Here is an 18762-nt window from a genome sequence, read left to right on the forward strand (position 1 = left end):
TCCTATCCGGAAAATATTTTGTTTAGTTTATCTTATGCCCGTTGGCGAGAAACCTATTTAGCAAACCTTATTTTCGTTCCTTTTAATTATGATGCGGTTAATAAAAGATTAAAAGTATATCACTATCTAAAAGTAAAAGTGAGATTTACCGATGGCTATTGGCAGACAAAGATTATTGAACCCTGGTTTGCTAAGGTATTAAAAAAGACGTTGCTCAATTATGAGGATTATCCCAAAGATGTAAGATATATTGATTCACCTGGTGTAAGATATTTAGTTATTACCCATTCCAATTTTGCCGAAGCAATTGATACCTTAGTAAAATGGCATTACAAAAGAGGAATTGAGACAAGGGTAATCTCAAAATCCAGTTGGACTTCTCAGGAGATAAAAGATTCAATCGTGGCAGAATATAACAGGAATTCACCACCAGTTTTGAGATGGGTTTTACTTGTTGGTGATGCCAATTATGTTCCACCTTCTTACGCATTTGGTTCTTTTCCATCTGATTTCTGGTATTGTGATTTTCCAACAATTGATTATTATGGAGAAGTGGGAATTGGTCGTTTCTCTTGCCAGACAGTTCCGGAATTACAAGTGATGTTGAAAAAGACACTAAAATTTATGATTAACCCGCCATTAGATACTTGGCTTACTAAATCAGTATTAGTTGCCCATAAAGAACAATATCCAGGAAAATATTCGGCTTGTAAAAGAGGAATTTATTTCCATAATTATCCCTATTACAAATATGATATGGATACTTTAATGGGTGCCTTGCCCTATGCGACAAATGCTGCTTTAATTGCTCGGATTGATAGTGGTCGGGTTATTGTCAATTATCGTGGTCATGGTTTAGAAACTGCTTGGGATGCTTGGGGTTATGATAATCAACAATGGGGAGCAGCCCAAATAAATGCTTTAAATAATGGCGACAGGACACCAGTTGTGTTTAATATCGCTTGTCTATGCCACCGAATTGATTATTCTACTGATTGTTTGGGTGAACTTTGGTTAAAGAAATATCCAGGTGGTGCGGTTGCTTCGTTAGGAGCCTCTGACCCATCTTATACTATTCCTAACCACGGATATGACTCAATGTTATATCGTTGTTTAGGAGATACAATAACAATACCGACACCAGCAAGGAATTATAAAGCACCGATGTGGGATTTAGGTTGGTTAATGCTTTTTGCCGATGCCCATATTGCTTTAAGACATGGCAGTATCGGAAGAGATAATGTTGAAATGTATTTCTGGCTTGGTGACCCAGCATTAGAAGTTTGGACAGGAAAACCAGTCTCACCGCTTGTTCAACATCCAATGGTAGTTCCTTTAGGTCCCTATCAAATGGCGGTAACTGTCTTAAAACAAGGTATGCCATTAGAAGGTGCTTTGGTTTGTGCCTATAAAGAGAATGAGTTCTATGTTTATGGTTATACCAATCAAGCAGGACAGGTTACTCTAAATATTAATGCTCAGACACCAGGTGAATTTAGTTTGACAGTTACTGGTCATGAGATTTTACCTTATACTGCTACTTGTATGGCAACTCCAGGGACAACTCCTTATGTAATTTATTTAAGACATTATATTGATGATGCTCCACCAAATGGCAATGGCGATGGAATTGTCAATCCTGGTGAAAGAATTAATCTTCCTGTCTGGGTAAAAAATGTTGGCGGTGCCTTGGCGGAAGATGTGATTGGTAAATTGGTAATTAATGACCCAAATATTAATATCACCGATTCTCTAAAAACCTTTGGTGATATACCACAAAACGATTCGGCTTTTACTGGTGAAGATGGATTTAAATTTGAAGTTGCTACTGCCTGTACTAACGGTTATTTATTAAACTTCCAATTAATTTGTAAAGATATTAACGATTCCACATGGGTTTCTTATATTCCAATTGTTGTTGGCGCTCCAGTGATATATTACCATTCATTAATTGTTAACGACTCAATTGGTAATAATAACCGAAGGGTTGACCCAAATGAAAGTGCCTATATTTATATTGGTTTAAGAAATCGGGGTAGGGGAAATGCTTACAATATCTATGCGATTTTAAAATCAGGAGATAACCGTTTCCATATTCTTGATTCCTTCGGCACTTATGGCACAATTTTAGTTGATTCTCTTGTTTATAATTATCTTGATTACTTTAAAGTATTTGCTGAGCCAACAATTATGCCTGAAACACCAATTCCTTGCACCCTTTATATTTATGGTGAAGGCGGTTATTTTGCTATTAGACCATTTACAATAGTAATTGGAGAGTTAAGAGTTTCTGACCCAACACCGGATAATACTCAACCAACACCAAGATATTGGGCATACGAAGATATTGATACCGCTTATGCCCAAAGACCGGAATTTGAATGGGTTGAGATAAGAAATATTGGTACGAGATTGCCAATAACTCAGGATGACCAGACAATCCAGATTAACTTGCCATTCCCATTTAGATATTATGGTACTTTATATACAAGTCAATTATCAGTTTGTGGCAATGGTTGGATTACGCCTGTCTATACAACTTCAACAGTTTATACCAATCAACCATTACCTGACCCGACATCAACAAATCCAAGTGCGATGATATGTGTGAATTGGGATGATTTATATCCACCTTATGGTAATGGTATTTGGTTTTTGTATGATGCGACAAATCACCGAATGATTTTGGAATGGGATAGTGTTCATTATTATAATCCAAGAGAGCCATGGGATAAGTTTCAAATAATTATCTATGATACAACAGTAAGAACACCGACTGGTGATAATATGATTAAATTCCAATATCTTACAGCCAATTATTACCAATCAAATACTGTTGGCATTGAAGACCAGACAAATACAATTGGAATTAACTTTGTTTATAATAATACCTATCATCGAACAGCCGGAACTTTGACACCTCAAAAGGCAATATTAATTAATACTTACCAACCTTCTGCGCCTGGTAAAGAAGAAGTTCTTGCTAATAAATTGCTAAAAGATAAGAAATTTAATTATCTTGCTTCACCGATTGTTGATTTACCAAAATTAAATCTCTATTTACCCAGTGACCAAAAAGTAAGAATTGATATCTATGATTTAACCGGTCGCCATATTAGAACTCTTGTTAACAAAGAATTGAAAGCAGGCACTCATACGATTATTTGGGATAAGAAAGATAACCAAGGTAAAGAAGTAGCAAAAGGAATATACTTCTATCAGATAAATACCAAAGATACTCAGAAAGTCTTGAAAGCAATTATCCTTAAATAAATAAAAATCTTTAAAAGGAGAGGGGCAGAGAATTTTTTCTCTGCCCCTTTTTCTTTTTTATTTGACTTTTACAATCAAGAATCTATAATTTTTTGTGGTCAATAATATTTTGGCAATTTTAATTGGTTATCTCTTAGGTTCAGTCCTTCCGGCTTATATTTTTGGAAAGATTTTAAAAGGAATTGATATTAGAAAAGTGGGCACTTTTAATGCTGGAACAACAAATGTGAAAAGAGAATTGGGAATATTACCGGCAATTCCAACAGCAATTTATGACACCTTAAAAGGAATCATCTCAATTTTAATTGCCCAAAAAATTCTTCGCACACCAATTTCTATTAGTTATCTTGCGGGTTTTGCCGCTGCCTTAGGTCATATTTTCCCTTTTTATCTAAATTTCCGTGGCGGACAAGGTGCAGCAACTTTAACCGGGATTTTACTTTTTAATCTTTACAAAATCTTTATAGTTAATAAAATTCCCTTTTTAATATTCGATTTAGTAATTTTATTAATTACTATATTTTTAGTTTTTTATATAAGTAAAACCCAAGAAATTTTATCAATAACTATTTTGCCATTATTTACTTATCTTTTAATCTTAAGAGTTCCTTTTGATTGGGTATTAATTTCTACTTTAATTATTATTTCTTATCTTCTAATTATTGCCATTGTTAATATTATCAGATTTAATTTGATAAAAATTAATAAAGAAAAATTGCCAAATTTTCCTTTCTGGCGAACCTTTATTAGACCAGCAGGTTTTTCTTTCGTAATATTAAGTTTCTTTTTAAATAAAATTACTTTGCTTACCTTAATTGGTGTGGTCCTTTTATTATTTTTTATCTTTGATTTAATTAGAATATTTCACGAGAAAGTGGATAGATTTTTTATTAAAGATTTAAAAGATATTTTTATTGTTCTAAAAGAAAAAGAGACAAAAAGGATTTCTTCAATGACTATTTTCTTATTGGGTTCTTTTTTAAGTTTTCTACTATTTGAACAGAAAATTGCTATCTTAGCAATCACCTTTTTAATCTTTGGCGATTTCTTTGCCAAGATTTTTGGTCTTGCTTATGGTAAAAGAAGATTTTTTAATAAAACCTTAGAAGGAACCCTTGCCCACTTTTTAGGTTCTTTAATCTTTGGTTATATACTAAGTAATCACTTAAATATTCCTATTAGTTTCATCTTTCTTGGCGCTGCTATCGGAGCAATTGTTGAAGTAATACCATTTAATATTGATGACAACCTTTCAGTCCCCCTTTTCTCCGGTGCTATCATTTCCTTAATTTTAAAAATAAGTAGTAAATAATTTTTGTCAATATTATAAGTTATTATATTTCAATAACTTATCTTAATTTAAAATTTTCCTTATAGGAAACTTTTTATTTCTCCAAAATTTTATCTAAGTTATTGAAATTTCGTAGGTTATCTTAATTTATCATTATGGATAGGGGGCTATCTCCTATACTACCTTAGGTACTGCTTTGGTTCTGTTTAAATTGATATTTTGCCCAGAAATTAACCTTTTCGGTTAAGAAAAATGCTTCTTTTAAATCTTTTCCTAATACTACTATTCCATGGTTTTCTAAGATGATAAGTTTTTTATCTTTACCATATTCTTTTACTTTTTCGGCAAGTTCTTTTGAGCCTGGTTCATAATAAGATACAAGAGAGATATCTTCTTTCTTTAATCCGGTTCCTAAATAGAACTCTTTGGAAAAATTTTGATTAATAATTAATAAAGGATAAATTGGATGGGAATGGATAATTGCCTTTATATTTTTATTTATTTCATATAAGTTTAGATGGAGTTTTAATTCCTTAGAAACTTCTTTTGGAATTTTCTTTTTGAGATTAACAAGAATTAAATCCTTCTCTTTTATTTCACCTTTAAAAACACCGGTCTTATTAATAATAATTCTATTTTCATCTATTTTATAACTGATATTGCCATCAAAGGCAGTAATTAAGTCTTTTAAATATAGATAATGGAAAATTTTTTTTATCTCTTTCTTTATATTATCTATTTTCAATCTTTTCTAAGTTATCAAGATAGGGTCTCAGAACTTCCGGAATTAAAATACTGCCATCCTTTTGTTGATAATTTTCAACAATGGCAATGAAAAGTCTCGGAAAGGCTAAGCCACTGCCATTTAAAATATGGCAATATTCTAAATCACCGTTTCTTCTTCTTACCCTGGTATTATTTCTTTTTGCTTGGAAATCTTCACAATTGGAAATAGATGATACTTCCAGCCATTCGCCAATACCACAGGCATAAACATCAATATCATAGGTTTTTGCTGATTGAAATGCCATATCTCTTGCTGATAGTTGTTTTATCCGGTAGGGTAATTTTAGAGCTTTTAAAATAGCAGATGCTTCTTCTACCATCTTTTCTAATTCAAAATAGGAATCCTCTGGCAAAGTATATTTTACCAATTCTACTTTATCAAACTGGTGAACGCGAATAATCCCTCTAACTTCTTTTCCATAAGAACCGGCTTCTCTCCTAAAACAGGCAGTATAAGCCATATAATATTTTGGCAGTTCATCCTCTTTTAAAATCTCATTTGCATGAAGATTTACTAACGGTACTTCAGCAGTAGGAATAAGATATAATTCATCAGTAGGGATATAATACATTTCATCTTTCAATTTTGGCAACTGACCAGCACCATAAAAACATTCTTCTTTATTTAAATAAGGCGGTGAGATTTCAACATAATTATGATATTTTCGGTGATAATCTAAACAGAAATTGATTAAAGCCCTTTCTAATAAGGCGCCAATTCCTTTAAATAAAATAAATCTTGAGCCTGCTAACTTTGCCGATTTTTCTAAGTCAATCAATCCTAATGCTTCGCCAATTTCCCAATGGGGGAAAGGTTTAAAATCAAAATTAGGAATTTCTCCTTCTTCCTTTATAATTATCTCTTCATCTTTTACTGATGGATGAATTTTATTGGGTAAGTAGAGAATTAAATTTTTTATCTCTTTCTCTATTTCCGAAAGTTCATTTTCTACCTCTTTCACTTTTTTACTTAACTCTTTTGCTTCTGCTCTTTTTTTGTTTAATTCTTCTTTATTCAATTTATCTTTATGGGTATTAAAAAATTGAGAAAGTTCTTTTCGTTGGTGTCTTAATTCGTCCCTTTCTTTAATTAGCTCTCTTCTTTTTTCATCTAACTCCAAAATCTTATCAATATCAATATTTTCTCCTCTTCTTTTAATTATCTCCTTTGCCTTTTCTTTATTCTCCCTTAAAAATTTTAAATCCATATTTAATAATAAATTTAAAATCACCAAAAATCAAATTAAAATAAAATCCTTATTGGGATTTCATAATCCTTACTAATTTCTAAAATTTTTTCTCTTAAGTTATTTATATATCCTTGATAATCTTTACTAATCGTTAAATAATAATTTACTGCCCTTTTATCAAAAGAAATACTTTTTAAGATAATTTCTAATTTTTGAGGAAAATAGTTTAAAGAATCACACAATATTTCTTTTATTCCCGTTCTTTTACCAAAATCAAAAATTTTTCTTATCTCTTCTTCTTTATCAGAAAAAAAGGGAAGAATCGGACCAAAAAATAAGGTGGTATAAATATTATTTTTTATCAAAATTTCAATTGCTTTCATCCTTTCTTTTACCGAACTTGCTTTTGGTTCAAAAATCTTTCTTATTTTTTCATTCAGAGTGGTTAAAGTTATTTCACAAGAAGCCTTTGGATAATCTTTTAGGATTGCTAAATCCCTTAAAATCAAATGGGATTTTGTTAAGATTTCAAATTCTATGTCATATTCTTTAAGTATTTCAATTGCTTTTCTTGTTAGAGAATATTTCAACTCAATTGGTTGATAAGGGTCACAAATTGTGCCAATACAAACTATGCCCCTTTTTCTTTTTATCTCTTTTCTTAATTGTTCACAAATATTTATCTTTACCTCAATAATCTTTCCCCATCTCTCTTTATGTTCCCGCCATTTTCTAATAAAAGTGGCATAACAATAAATACAAGAATGTTCACAACCAATATAAGGATTTAAGGAAAAACTCATTCCGGAAATTCCGGATTTAGTTAATGCATTTTTACAGATTATCTCCTTTATTCTTATTCCCTTTTTATTAATATAATCTTTAAGTTTCAACTCTTTTATTAAGTACATATTTTCCTAAATAATCATATTCAATATTTACTTCGTCATTAACCCTTTTATATTTTAGATTAGTATTTTCATAAGTGAAAGGAATAAGATAGATTAAAAAACTGTCCGAAAAGATATCCTGAACGGTTAGGCTAATTCCGTTAATGGCAATAGAACCCTTCTTTACTAAATAAATTTTATTCTCTTTTTTTATCTTTATTTCTAAATGATAATAGTTTATTTTTTTATTTAATTTCACAATTTTACCTACTTCATCAATATGACCTAAAATAATGTGACCATCGATTCGTTCAGAAATTTTCATTGGCAGTTCCAAATTACAATAAGAGCCAATTTTCAGATTTTTCAAAGTAGTATTTTTTAAGGTTTCTTTAATTATTTCGCAACTAAATTTTTCATTATCTTTTTTAATTACTGTCAAACAGACTCCATCAACCGCAACAGAAGAACCAATATCCAATTCTTTTGTAAGTTTGGATTTGATACTAACAATTTTATTCTCGCCTTTATTAATAATAGAAAACACTTCACCTATATCGTCGATAATTCCTTTAAACATAAAATTATTTTACTTTAAAAATAAGATTTTTCAAAGATAACCTTCCAAAATAAAACCTTCTTTAAATTGATGGATTTTAAAATCTTTTAGTTTAATAAGATTTTTTAAATTATAAGAAAGACCGTCGGAAAAAGATATTCCCCTGCCCATTATCTTTGGTGCGTAAAAAAGATAAATCTTATCAACAATTTTTGCTTTTAAGGCACTGCTAATTGTTTTCGCGCCTCCTTCAATTAAGAGAGCAGCAATATTTTTTTTATAAAGTTCTTTTAAGATCTCTTTCCAATCAAAAAAATTACCTTTTAAATCTAATCTAATTAATTCCGCTCCTTTATCTTTTAAGATTTTTATTTTTTCTCTATTCTCTTTGTGATAAAAAATGATTACATTATCTTCTTTAAAAACATTTGCTTTTTCGCTAATTTTCAGATGAGGATCAAGAATAATTTTTTTCATCTTTTTATTTTTAAATACTCGACAAGTGAGAAAAGGATTATCCTTAAGAATGGTGGTAATGCCACAAAGAATAGCGTCACAATAACATCTGAGTCTATTTCCTTCTTTTCTTAATATCTTATCGGTTATCCATTTTGATTCATAATTTAAAGTAGCAATTTTTCCATCCAAAGTTGTTGCTGCTTTTACAATAACAAAAGGTTTCTTTTCTCTTATATATTTAAAATATACCTCATTCTGTTTTTTTATTTCTCTTTCTAAAAAACCCACTTCTACTTTAATTCCCTTTTTTTTCAATAACGCCACTCCCTTTTTATACACAAGAGGATTGGGATCGTAGATTCCCACATAAACTTGTTTAATTTTATTCTTAATTATAATATCGGTACACGGAGGTGTTTTCCCATAATGGCAACAAGGTTCTAAGGTGACGAAGAGAGTGGCGTTTTCTAAAAGGTTTTTATCTTTTACTTTTTTTATTGCGACTACTTCCGCGTGGTCACCGCCATATTTTTTATGATAACCCGTGGCAATAATCTTTTTATCTTTTACAATCACACATCCTACCAAAGGATTGGAAATAGTATAGCCTCTTCCTTTTTCTGCTAAATTTATTGCCAAACGAAAATAATTTTCTATTTCTTCCTTTTTAAACATTTCAATTTTAGATTAGATTTTTAAAGGGATTTTTATTCTTTTTTGTTCTCTTTTTCTTTTTTTGCTTCTTCAATAATTTTCAAAGCCAGTTCTTTAGGAACTTCTTCATAATGAGAAAATTTCATTGTAAAATAACCTCTTCCTTGGGTTATTGAACGAAGAGTGGAAGAATACTTATAAAGTTCTGCATAAGGAACCAATGCCTTTATTTTTTGCATTTTTCCTTCAGCTTCAATTCCCAATATTCTTCCTCTTCGGGCATTAAGGTCACCGATCACTTCGCCCATTGTTGGTTCTGGACAGACTACCTCAACATTATAGATTGGTTCTAATAGATAGGGATCCCCTTGTTTTTGAGCTTCCTTAAAAGCAAGAGAACCAGCAATCTCAAATGCTAAATTAGAGGAATCTACCGGATGGTATTTACCATCATACAAAGTAACTTTTACATCCACTACTTTATAACCGGCAAGAACACCGCTCTCCATTGCTTTTTTAATACCAGTTTCTACCGCAGGAATATAAGAAGCCGGAATTGCGCCACCAAAAATCTGATTAACAAATTCATAACCCTTTCCTCTTTCTAAGGGTTCAATTTTAATATAACAAATTCCGTATTGACCTCGGCCACCAGATTGTTTCACATATTTTCCCATCGCACTTGCTGGTTTTCTTATGGTTTCTCGATAGGGAACCTTTGGTTTTTCTAAATCAATGTTTACATTGAATCTTCTTTTCAGTCGACTAATAATTACATCTAAATGTAATTCTCCTAAACCATTTATCAATTGTTGTTTTAGTTCATAATCGTAATGGAAAGTAAAAGTTGGATCTTCGTCAGATAGCCGATGGAGACCATTGGAAATTCTTTCTTCATCACCTTTTGTTTTAGGTACTACCGCAACAGAAATAGATGGGGGTGGAAATTCAATTGGAGGTATTTTTATCGGATTATTAGGCGAAGTTAAAGTGTGATTTGTTTTTGTTTCTTTCAATTTTACTAAAGCACCAATTTCACCCATCCGTAATTTATTTGTTTCTTGCCGTTCTTTTCCCTTGAGATAATAAATTTGGTTAATTTTTTCTTCTCTTAAAGTAAAAGTATTTAAAAGGTTCATTCCTGTTTCAATAGTACCGGAGTAAACTCGAACAATATTTAAATCACCAATGTGCGGATCAGATAAGGTTTTAAAAACAAAAGCTAAAGGATCTTTTTCATTTATTTCAAACTCCTTTTCTTCATTGCTATTTATATCAATTACTTTGACTTGAGGGTTATCAATGGGCGAAGGTAAATAATTGATAGCAAAATCTAAAATTAAATTGATACCAATATTATTTAAAGCATCGCCTAACAACACTGGTGAGAGTTCGCAGTTTAAAATTCCTTTTTTGATAGCATTTTTTAATCTTTCTTTATTTATTTCTTTTCCTTCTAAATAATCGTTCATTATTTCTTCATCCACATCGGCACAGGCTTCAATAATTTTTTCGTAATGTTCATCTTTTATTTTCTCTATTTCTGCTGGAAGACTATTTAAAACTTTTACCTCGCCATTTTCATATATATATCCTTTATTTTCTAATAAATCATATACGCCAGAAAAATTTAATTCTTTACCAATAGGTAAAAATAAAGTAAAGATTCTAGAAGAGAAATTCTTTTTTAGTTCCTCTAAAGTTTTATAAAAATCAGTATGTTCTTTTTTTAATTTATTAATAAAGAAAATTATCGGTTTTTTATTTTCTGAAAGGATTTTATAAGCCATTTCGGTTCCTACTTCTACTCCCGAACCGCTATCAATTACAATAATACCGGTGTCAACTGCGCGAACACCAGCGTAAACTTCGCCAATAAAATCTAAATAACCAGGAGTATCAATGATGTTGAAAAAATAATCGTTATATAAACCATAACCTAATGCCAAATTAATACTAATCTTTCTATCAATTTCTTCTTCGTCGTAATCAAAAAGCGAAGTTCCATTATCGACTTTTCCAATTCGGGTATTCTGTTTTAATAAATACATAATTACATCACAAATAGAAGTCTTGCCGCAACTTCCGTGACCAAAAAAACCAAGATTTCTAATTTTCTTTATATCATACTGCCACATATTTTCCTCCAAATTTAATTTAGATATAATAATAACAAAAAATTATTTTTCCGTCAAGAATTAATAATTTTAATAAAACGAGTAATAAATTCATTTTTCAATATTGACTTTTAAAAATTTTATTCTATAATTTTCAAAAGATAATATTGATGATAATAAGTATTTGGATATGATATTTAGCGAATCATTATTTTCTTCTAAATATCGAACATTAGAGTTAAAAAAATTTGGTAAGACAAATAAAAGGGGATCAGAATGAAGAGAAAAATGGTAATTTGGATTGCTTTTATTTTTTATCATTCGGTCTTTGGCTATTGGGTAAAAGAACAAATTGGACCATTTGGTAATTGGGTTTCTGGGATTGTTATTGCTAAAGGAAGAAATGACGATACTAATCGAATTTATGTTGCTACGTGGTCAAGACTTTACGAATTAACCTATCGGAATAATCATTGGGATATTTTTGATATGGGAGTGACAAATGGTTGGGGAGTTTGTGCTGGTGATGGAAGAAATGATGGTGTAACAAGAATTTATGCTGCCTTTGTTCTTGTTTCACCGCAGAGATCGGGAGTGTGGGAATATACTTGGATAGGAACAGGTTGGCAAAAGGATACGGCAATTAGAATCCCTCCGCTTTCTCCTTCTTCACCAGCGGCTCATGGAGTAGCAATTGGTAAGGCAAGAAATGATGGAATAAACCGAATATATTGTGATGATGGAAATAATAGAAGAATTTATGAAGGTTATTGGACAGGTAGTCAATGGGTGAGTAGTGCAATTGCTGATAGTTATGGTGTGGATATAATAATTGCTCCGGCAAGAGGAGATGGAATTAATCGGATTTATTGTGTTGGACAAGGAACTTATATTTACGAATTTACTTGGAATGGAACCCAATGGGTTCGCGAACTTGTTGATTCAACCAGTCGTTTTTATTACGGAATTGCTTGTGGTTATGGAAGAAACGATAGTATTCTTAGACTTTATTCCGCATGGGGAAGTTTTCCTTATGGAGTTTATGAATTTACTTGGGATGGTAACCGATGGGTCAAAGAACGTGTAAAAGGTATAAATGCTCTTCCTCGGACAGTGATTGTTGGCGATGCCCGAAACGATGGTTTAATGAGGGTATATGTAGGGTGTTATGGTGGAAAAGCAATGGAGTATTTTTATAATGGAAACCAATGGGATTCTTGTTGGGTGGATAGCGCCGGCGGTGGCAGTTATTCAAGTATGGTTATCGGCGACGGTAGAAACGATGGAATAAATCGTATTTATTTTGGTTCATCTGATTATTATCTTTATGAATTTTCTTATATTTCTACCAAAGTGGAAGAAAAACAATCGGATTTTGTAACTATTCCTAAAAAGATAGATAAATGCTTTAATTCTATTGGCCAAGTAATTTCTAATTCTCAATTAAAAAGGGGAATTTACTTTTTTTATGAAAGAGGAAAATTAAAAAAGGTTATTAAAATAGATTAATTTAAATTTACTTTATAAGTTGAGAAGGGTGTTAATTGCTAAATTATCTGATTATCCAATTGTGATTGATTATAATTTTCTTTTGCGAATTTTACCTTTCTTTAATAGTAGAGATTCTTATCTTATTGAATTTTTTATCACAATGGCATAAAGGAAAATAAAATAAGAATTTTTAAAAGGAGGTGAAAAATGAAAAAGTTATTTTTATTTTTGATTTTAATTTATTTTAGTTTTTCTTTTTCCCAGGAAAGAACAGACACTGTGATGAGTACTTATTATGATTGGCAAATGGCTTCTCATATGAGGCAGAGAATTTATTATGACCCTGGTTACGGTGTTCATGTGATTGCTACGGTTTCTTATCAACGGGTTCCTTCTGATAGAAATGTTTATTATAATTTCTTTGATGAAAGATTAAATATGTGGGTGTATGGGCAACAAGGCGTTCCAGTATTTCCTTTTTGGGCAGGTTACGGAGTATTAGATATAAATCCAAATACACATGATGCTTATTGTGTAGCCCATTTTAGGGTAGGGCTAAATCTTTGTTTAGCAATTGGCAGTATTACTTCTCCATTAGAGCCTTGTACCATCAAAGTTGAAAATTATGACCTTTTGTGGCCGGTTTTAGGTATAACGAACAATGGGTGGTTTCATATAATTGCTTCTAAAGGCTCTTCAGGTTCTCAATATTACGATGTTTGTTATATTAGAATGCGGGAATGGAGATATCCAGAAGAACCTATATTGATTGCTCCAAGACAAGGTGAACCAATTGCTTGTTTAGGAGAAACTTATGGACTTTTTACTTCAAAAAGAAGTAATAAAGTAATTGTCTTTTGGACAGAATTAGGAAACTCAGGAACTGATAGCGGTGCCTATCGGATTTCTTTTAATGGCGGAGATACTTGGAGTGAAGTTATTCCTTTCCCTTTTCCTGAAATTTTTACGCCCGGAAGCGAAACTTTACCGGAGGTTTCTTTTGTTTACGGATTTTTTGACCGAGAAGATAATCCCAATTTCGTAATTTGTTATACACCAAATATAAATGGTCAAAAATATAAATTGCCGGTAGAAATTTGGCATTTTAAACCAGGAAGAAATCCAGAATTGGTAAGAATCTGTCGGAGAAGTGCCGATACCCTTGCTGGTTCAATTGGTATTGGTGCAATTTTTGCTGGTCGACCAACAATTGGTCAGGAACCACAAACAGGGATATTATATGTTTCTTGGGAAGAGTTTGATTCATTAAATTATGAACCACTAACCGGTAAATTAAGAGCAGATGTTTTGGTTTCTTATTCCTTGGATAATGGTTTAACCTGGTCAATACCAGAAAGAATTACCCGACCCGACCAAACATCTAAGAGATATCCTTGTTTAGCACCCATCGTTGATGAGCAAAATAATTTATGGATAACCTATTTGACTGATTTAATTGCTGGATTTTATGTTCAAGGTGAAGATCCAGGAAGCCTTAATCCAGTTATTGTGAAAAAATTAAGAATATTGCCCCAGGCGATTAATGAAGGTAAGTTTTCATACCATAAAAGCAAAAGATTTTATAGTAAAACAGCAATTTATGATGTAAATGGTAAAAATATTAATGAAAGAAATTTAAATTCTAAGGGAGTGTACTTTTTGGTAGATACTAAAGATAAAAAAGTAAAAAAGAAAATAATTATTTTTAAATGAGGAGGGAAAATGAATAAAATATTTGTTTTATTATTAATAATTTTACCAATTTTTGCTTATCGCTATGCAATTGTTGTTTCTAATGCTACTTATTCAATGAGTGATTGGCGGGCAGTATGTGATTCTTTACAATTAAAACATCAAGGAAGAATTTTTATCTATACCAATTCAATTTATGATGTACTTTCTCAATTACAGGATTATCAACCGGATTATATCTGTTTTGTTGGCAGACCAGTTTCTGAAGTTAACCAATCTTTTGTAAGAGATTGTCACCAATTAACAAGACGATTAGATAATGATATTTATGGCGATGCGGTTTGGGGAATTATTACCGGTTATACCGCAGAAGATGCTTTAAGGTTAATTCGTTATGATACTTTGTGGGTAAGGACAGTTCTGGGTGGTACAAATTGTACTTGGGACTATTGGATAGAAAAGGGAATTTCTACTTATGAAGCAGAATATAATAGAATAAAATTTAAGTTTCCCGATGGCACTACCCTTGATACTGTGTGGCCAGAGAGATGTCCCACTGATAGATGTACCTTATTAGTAAATTATCTTAACAATGGAATTAACGATACCGTTCCTAATCGACCAAGAATTATTGGTAATGTTGATATCTTCGTAACCAGTGGTCATGCCAATCAATGGACTTGGCAATTACATTATCCAAGTTCTGGTTACGAAGGATTTTTCCGTTCGAGCAGTGGTCAATTAAGAGGAGATCCTTATTCCGGTTCTACAAGATACATAAATTCTTCTAATCCGAAATTATATTTTGCTGTTGGCAATTGTCTAATGGGCGATGTTGCCGATATGAATTGTATGGTTCTTGCTTGGTTCCATACCGGTGGAGCAATTCAAATGACCGGTTATATTGTAGAAACTTGGTATGGTTATATGCTTTGGGGTTTACCTGCTTATTACCATTATCTTCAAGGAAGAACTACTTATGCCCAAGCCTTTTATTTAAATAACCAATCCCTTCTTTTTGACCAGATAAATAACACACCAGGGACAAATCCATCGGGTTTAGAGTACGATAAAAATAATGTTGCCTTTTATGGTGATCCTGCTTGTCAAACAAGAATTTATCCGATAAGGGAGCCTTATTATTCAGAAAATATTGAGATAAGACCCGGAACTTTAAGGGATACTTTTATTATTACTATTACTGCTAATTATGATTCCAGTACCTTAGGATTCAGCGGTGTGTCTGGAGCAAGACATCCAATTGTTTTCTTACCAGTAAGAATAGAAAGTATTCAAGTAGAAAATACTAATGCCCATTCAGTGGTTATTACTGATAACTTTTGTCTCTTATATGTTTGGTATCAAGGCCAAAGAAAATTTGTAAGAGGAGAAACAAGATACGTAAGATTTACTGCCAAAAGAAAGCAAGTTCCAATTGAAGAAATTTCTTTGCCAATTATAAGAAGGAATATTAAAAGGGAAAAGATAAAAGGCGAAATCTATGATATTTTTGGAAGAAAGATAAAATCACTAAGAAAGGGTATTTACTTTATCAAAGAAAATAAGAGGAATTTCAAGATAATAAAAATCTAAAAATATGATATTAATATCTCTTTTTCTCTTTAATTCTTGGGTGTTGATTGATTCAGTTAAAGTTAAAATTTTCCTACCCGCAAATAATTTTTTCTATTTCAAATTTCCTTATCCAATTGAAAGTTTAGAAATTTATCTACCTTATGATTCTTTAACTCCCTTGGCAAAGGAAGCGATAAAAAGGGCGCCTTCCTTTTTAAAGACCGATTTATTTAATAACTTCTTATCTCTTTCTTATGAGAAACAGAATGAATATGCTAATATTATTTTAAATACTTCCCATCCCTATTTAGATGAAGTATGTTTTTTAATTGCTCATATTCCACCGGAAATTCTTAATAGTGAGAATTTTTATCCATTATTAATTAGTGAGAATGCCCATTTTTTATATGCCAATGATACTGCGATTTCTTATGCCGATATTATTGATTATGGTAATCCCCAAACCGATACTAATTATTACTCAACTATCCGTTATCGGATTTTTGATGGGCAGGATACTTTAATTTTAGAACTTCCTTATGAAATCTATTATTGGTATATTGTGCATCCGAAAATTTCCAGGGAGATTTGTACTTATGTGGATGTGACGACAGGTAATCCTTTACCACCACCGAATGGAAGGTTTTGGCGAGAATATCTTTTTTATTATAACGACCCTAATTATCCCAAATTGAAAGATTATTTAAGTGGTATTAGAACATTATGGAACTGTTTAAGGAATGATACTTTTAATAATGGTGCCATCGGTGCCATCAATAATTGGTTGAGAAGAGTTATGGAATTCAGAACACCCCAAAGAAGAACCTATCAGCCTTGTCAAATATATAATCAACATCACGGCACCTGTACTGAATGGAGCATAATAACAACTGCTGCGGCACGGGCAGCTTTAATTCCTTGTGTAAGGATCAGTGCTTACGGAAATAATCACCATTGGAATGAGTTTTATGAAAGAAGTTGGCATCAATGGGAACCGGTAAATAAAATGATAAATGATAGTGTAAGATATGACCCAAATTGGTGGAATTTAGGTTGTGCCTTCAATTGGCGAGGCGACGGATATATCTTCTCTGCTACTAAGAAATATACTCCTCATTGTAGTTTAAAAGTAAAAATATATTCGAGAGATTCTATACCAGTGGATGGTGCGATGGTTTATATTTTAGGCGGTACCCAGCCGGTAAACTGGTATACCTGTTTTCAAACAACTAATAAAAATGGTGAAACTTATTTTATCTTAGGAGATACCAATTCTTATGATTGCCAAATTATTTCTCCAATTGGCGAAATTCCCTACACAAGAATTATTAATTTTGCTCAAGCGGGTAGTTATTATGAAAGGGAATTCTATTTAAATGGAGATATGTCAAAAGTTTTGGTAAAAGATACTTTTATTTCTCTTATTGAAAGATATAAATTAGAAATTGACTTTCAAGTAAATAACGAAATAATTACTAATCATAATCCCGATGATAATAGCAAATATAATTATAAAACTTCTTTTGGTGAAACCGATTTCTTTATTACCGATTATCAGAACTTTCAAAGATTTTTAACAAATGACACTTTTTATTCCTATCTCACAAAAAAGAAGATTTATTCATTGGATACTTCTTTTATCTTTCCTAATTTAGAAGAATACTATATTATTTTTTCTAATAAACAAAAGGTCAATAATCCGATAGAAATGATAATAAATCTTCGGTTATATAAAAAAGAGGTTGGTATTACTGAAAAAGAATTTAACATTTTCTCTCTACCAACATTTTTAAAAGCAAAAGACCTATTAAAGACCCTTGGAAAAGATAACCTTTTATTCTATAATATCTACGGAAAACAAGAAAAGGAGTTGAAAAAGAAGAGAATCTATTTTATTACCTTTAAAAATAATGGTCGAATATTTAAGAAAAAATTAATCCTATTTTAAAATCTACTTTTTTGGTAAATAAAATATGTGTTATAAACTATAGATTTTAGGTTACTTACGAAATTTTTATGTAAGTATTTGAGATTTAATAATTTAACTAATTTCAGCCTGTTGGATAGGGGGCTATATACTATACCGCCTTGGATATGCCTTGATATGGATAATTCTTAGAAAAATTTAGAATATATTTTTATGTCTTTTAAGTGATAATAGTTAAAAACAAATTGACAAATATCTATTTTGTTCTATAATATAAGAAATGAAAAATAAAAGGAGGTAAAGATGAAAAAAATATTTATTGTTTTATTTTTCTTTTTTGTTTTAAATGCCAAGGAGTATTATCATTTGGTAAAAGTAAAGAATGTTGAGAAAGATAAGATTCTTCTTTTTGATAAGAAAGGTTTTGTTATTAATGGCTTTCAAGATGGTAATTTAATAATTGAGGTGCCAATCGGAAGAGAGAATGAGATAAAAAAGATGGGTTATGATTATGAGATATTGATTTATAATGTGACAAAATATTATGAGGATAATTTTGCTGATGCCCGTTATCATACTTATCAGGAATTTTTAGATACCTTACATATATTGGCAATAAATTTTTCTCACATATGTAGATTAGAGACGATTGGGTTTTCAGTTCAAAATAGACCGATTGTTGTGATGAGGATAACTGATAATCCGGATATTGAAGAATATGAGCCGGAAATATTGATTGAAGGAAATACCCATGGTGATGAGAAAATTGGTTCGGAAGCAGCCTTTGGTATTTTGAGATATTTGGTATTAAATTATGGTGTTGACCCATTAGTTACTCAGATTGTAAATAGCAGGGAG

Annotated in this window: 14 protein-coding genes; 8 read left to right on the forward strand and 6 right to left on the reverse strand. The window is 31.3% G+C overall.

Features of this window, described 5'->3' with window-relative positions:
- Positions 1-3273 (forward strand): C25 family cysteine peptidase (locus ABIK75_03040; GenBank protein MEO0090065.1); only part of this gene is annotated, 3273 nt, incomplete at its 5' end.
- Between the two features lie 94 nt (positions 3274-3367).
- A complete protein-coding gene (locus ABIK75_03045; GenBank protein MEO0090066.1) occupies positions 3368-4585 on the forward strand; it encodes a glycerol-3-phosphate acyltransferase in 1218 nt (405 codons plus the stop codon).
- Between the two features lie 163 nt (positions 4586-4748).
- On the opposite strand, the gene ABIK75_03050 is transcribed toward ABIK75_03045, so the two are convergent.
- From ABIK75_03050 to fusA, 6 genes are read right to left on the reverse strand one after another with little or no spacing between them, the layout of a single operon-like run.
- The gene (locus tag ABIK75_03050) at positions 4749-5309 is read right to left on the reverse strand and encodes a class II aldolase/adducin family protein (protein ID MEO0090067.1); all 561 of its coding nucleotides are present in this window, start codon (positions 5307-5309) and stop codon (positions 4749-4751) included.
- Positions 5296-6558 (reverse strand): serine--tRNA ligase, encoded by a 1263-nt coding sequence (gene serS, locus ABIK75_03055; GenBank protein MEO0090068.1) that lies wholly within the window; start codon positions 6556-6558, stop codon positions 5296-5298. The genes ABIK75_03050 and serS overlap by 14 nt, the downstream gene beginning before the upstream one ends.
- Positions 6559-6593: 35 nt before the next feature.
- Positions 6594-7451: a radical SAM protein gene (locus tag ABIK75_03060; GenBank protein MEO0090069.1), complete on the reverse strand. Its 858-nt coding sequence runs from the start codon at positions 7449-7451 to the stop codon at positions 6594-6596.
- Positions 7423-8010 carry a riboflavin synthase gene (locus tag ABIK75_03065; GenBank protein MEO0090070.1) on the reverse strand — a complete coding sequence of 196 codons (588 nt, stop codon included), beginning with the start codon at positions 8008-8010 and terminating at the stop codon, positions 7423-7425. Before ABIK75_03065 ends, ABIK75_03060 begins: the two co-directional genes overlap by 29 nt.
- 30 nt (positions 8011-8040) lie before the next feature.
- Positions 8041-9123, reverse strand: coding sequence for a bifunctional diaminohydroxyphosphoribosylaminopyrimidine deaminase/5-amino-6-(5-phosphoribosylamino)uracil reductase RibD (gene ribD, locus ABIK75_03070; GenBank protein MEO0090071.1), 1083 nt, complete (start codon positions 9121-9123; stop codon positions 8041-8043).
- A 32-nt stretch (positions 9124-9155) separates the two neighbouring features.
- Positions 9156-11240, reverse strand: a complete 2085-nt coding sequence (fusA, locus tag ABIK75_03075; protein ID MEO0090072.1) for an elongation factor G — start codon at positions 11238-11240, stop codon at positions 9156-9158.
- A 255-nt stretch (positions 11241-11495) separates the two neighbouring features.
- On the opposite strand from fusA, the gene ABIK75_03080 reads away from it, so the two are divergent.
- The 6 genes from ABIK75_03080 to ABIK75_03105 all read left to right on the forward strand — a co-directional run.
- A complete protein-coding gene (locus ABIK75_03080; GenBank protein ID MEO0090073.1) occupies positions 11496-12728 on the forward strand; it encodes a hypothetical protein in 1233 nt (410 codons plus the stop codon).
- Between the two features lie 28 nt (positions 12729-12756).
- A complete protein-coding gene (locus ABIK75_03085) occupies positions 12757-12879 on the forward strand; it encodes a hypothetical protein (protein ID MEO0090074.1) in 123 nt (40 codons plus the stop codon).
- A gap of 38 nt (positions 12880-12917) precedes the next feature.
- Positions 12918-14423, forward strand: coding sequence for a sialidase family protein (locus tag ABIK75_03090; protein MEO0090075.1), 1506 nt, complete (start codon positions 12918-12920; stop codon positions 14421-14423).
- Between the two features lie 9 nt (positions 14424-14432).
- Positions 14433-15995, forward strand: coding sequence for a hypothetical protein (locus ABIK75_03095; protein MEO0090076.1), 1563 nt, complete (start codon positions 14433-14435; stop codon positions 15993-15995).
- A gap of 4 nt (positions 15996-15999) precedes the next feature.
- The gene (locus tag ABIK75_03100) at positions 16000-17925 is read left to right on the forward strand and encodes a transglutaminase domain-containing protein (protein ID MEO0090077.1); all 1926 of its coding nucleotides are present in this window, start codon (positions 16000-16002) and stop codon (positions 17923-17925) included.
- A 282-nt stretch (positions 17926-18207) separates the two neighbouring features.
- A partial coding sequence (locus ABIK75_03105; GenBank protein ID MEO0090078.1) for a M14 family zinc carboxypeptidase occupies positions 18208-18762 on the forward strand: 555 nt, incomplete at its 3' end.

The sequence above is a fragment of the candidate division WOR-3 bacterium genome (assembly GCA_039801725.1).
GTDB lineage: Bacteria > Hydrothermota > Tepidihabitantia > Tepidihabitantales > DTDR01 > DTDR01.

What these genes read in the sequence shown, in the direction of transcription:
- serS (MEO0090068.1), bottom strand. Translation starts at nt 6,558, where the DNA reads ATGGATTTAAAATTTTTAAGGGAGAATAAAGAAAAGGCAAAGGAGATA.
- ABIK75_03060 (MEO0090069.1), bottom strand. Translation starts at nt 7,451, where the DNA reads ATGTACTTAATAAAAGAGTTGAAACTTAAAGATTATATTAATAAAAAG.
- ABIK75_03065 (MEO0090070.1), bottom strand. Translation starts at nt 8,010, where the DNA reads ATGTTTAAAGGAATTATCGACGATATAGGTGAAGTGTTTTCTATTATT.
- ribD (MEO0090071.1), bottom strand. Translation starts at nt 9,123, where the DNA reads ATGTTTAAAAAGGAAGAAATAGAAAATTATTTTCGTTTGGCAATAAAT.
- fusA (MEO0090072.1), bottom strand. Translation starts at nt 11,240, where the DNA reads ATGTGGCAGTATGATATAAAGAAAATTAGAAATCTTGGTTTTTTTGGT.
- ABIK75_03080 (MEO0090073.1), top strand. Translation starts at nt 11,496, where the DNA reads ATGAAGAGAAAAATGGTAATTTGGATTGCTTTTATTTTTTATCATTCG.
- ABIK75_03090 (MEO0090075.1), top strand. Translation starts at nt 12,918, where the DNA reads ATGAAAAAGTTATTTTTATTTTTGATTTTAATTTATTTTAGTTTTTCT.
- ABIK75_03095 (MEO0090076.1), top strand. Translation starts at nt 14,433, where the DNA reads ATGAATAAAATATTTGTTTTATTATTAATAATTTTACCAATTTTTGCT.
- ABIK75_03100 (MEO0090077.1), top strand. Translation starts at nt 16,000, where the DNA reads ATGATATTAATATCTCTTTTTCTCTTTAATTCTTGGGTGTTGATTGAT.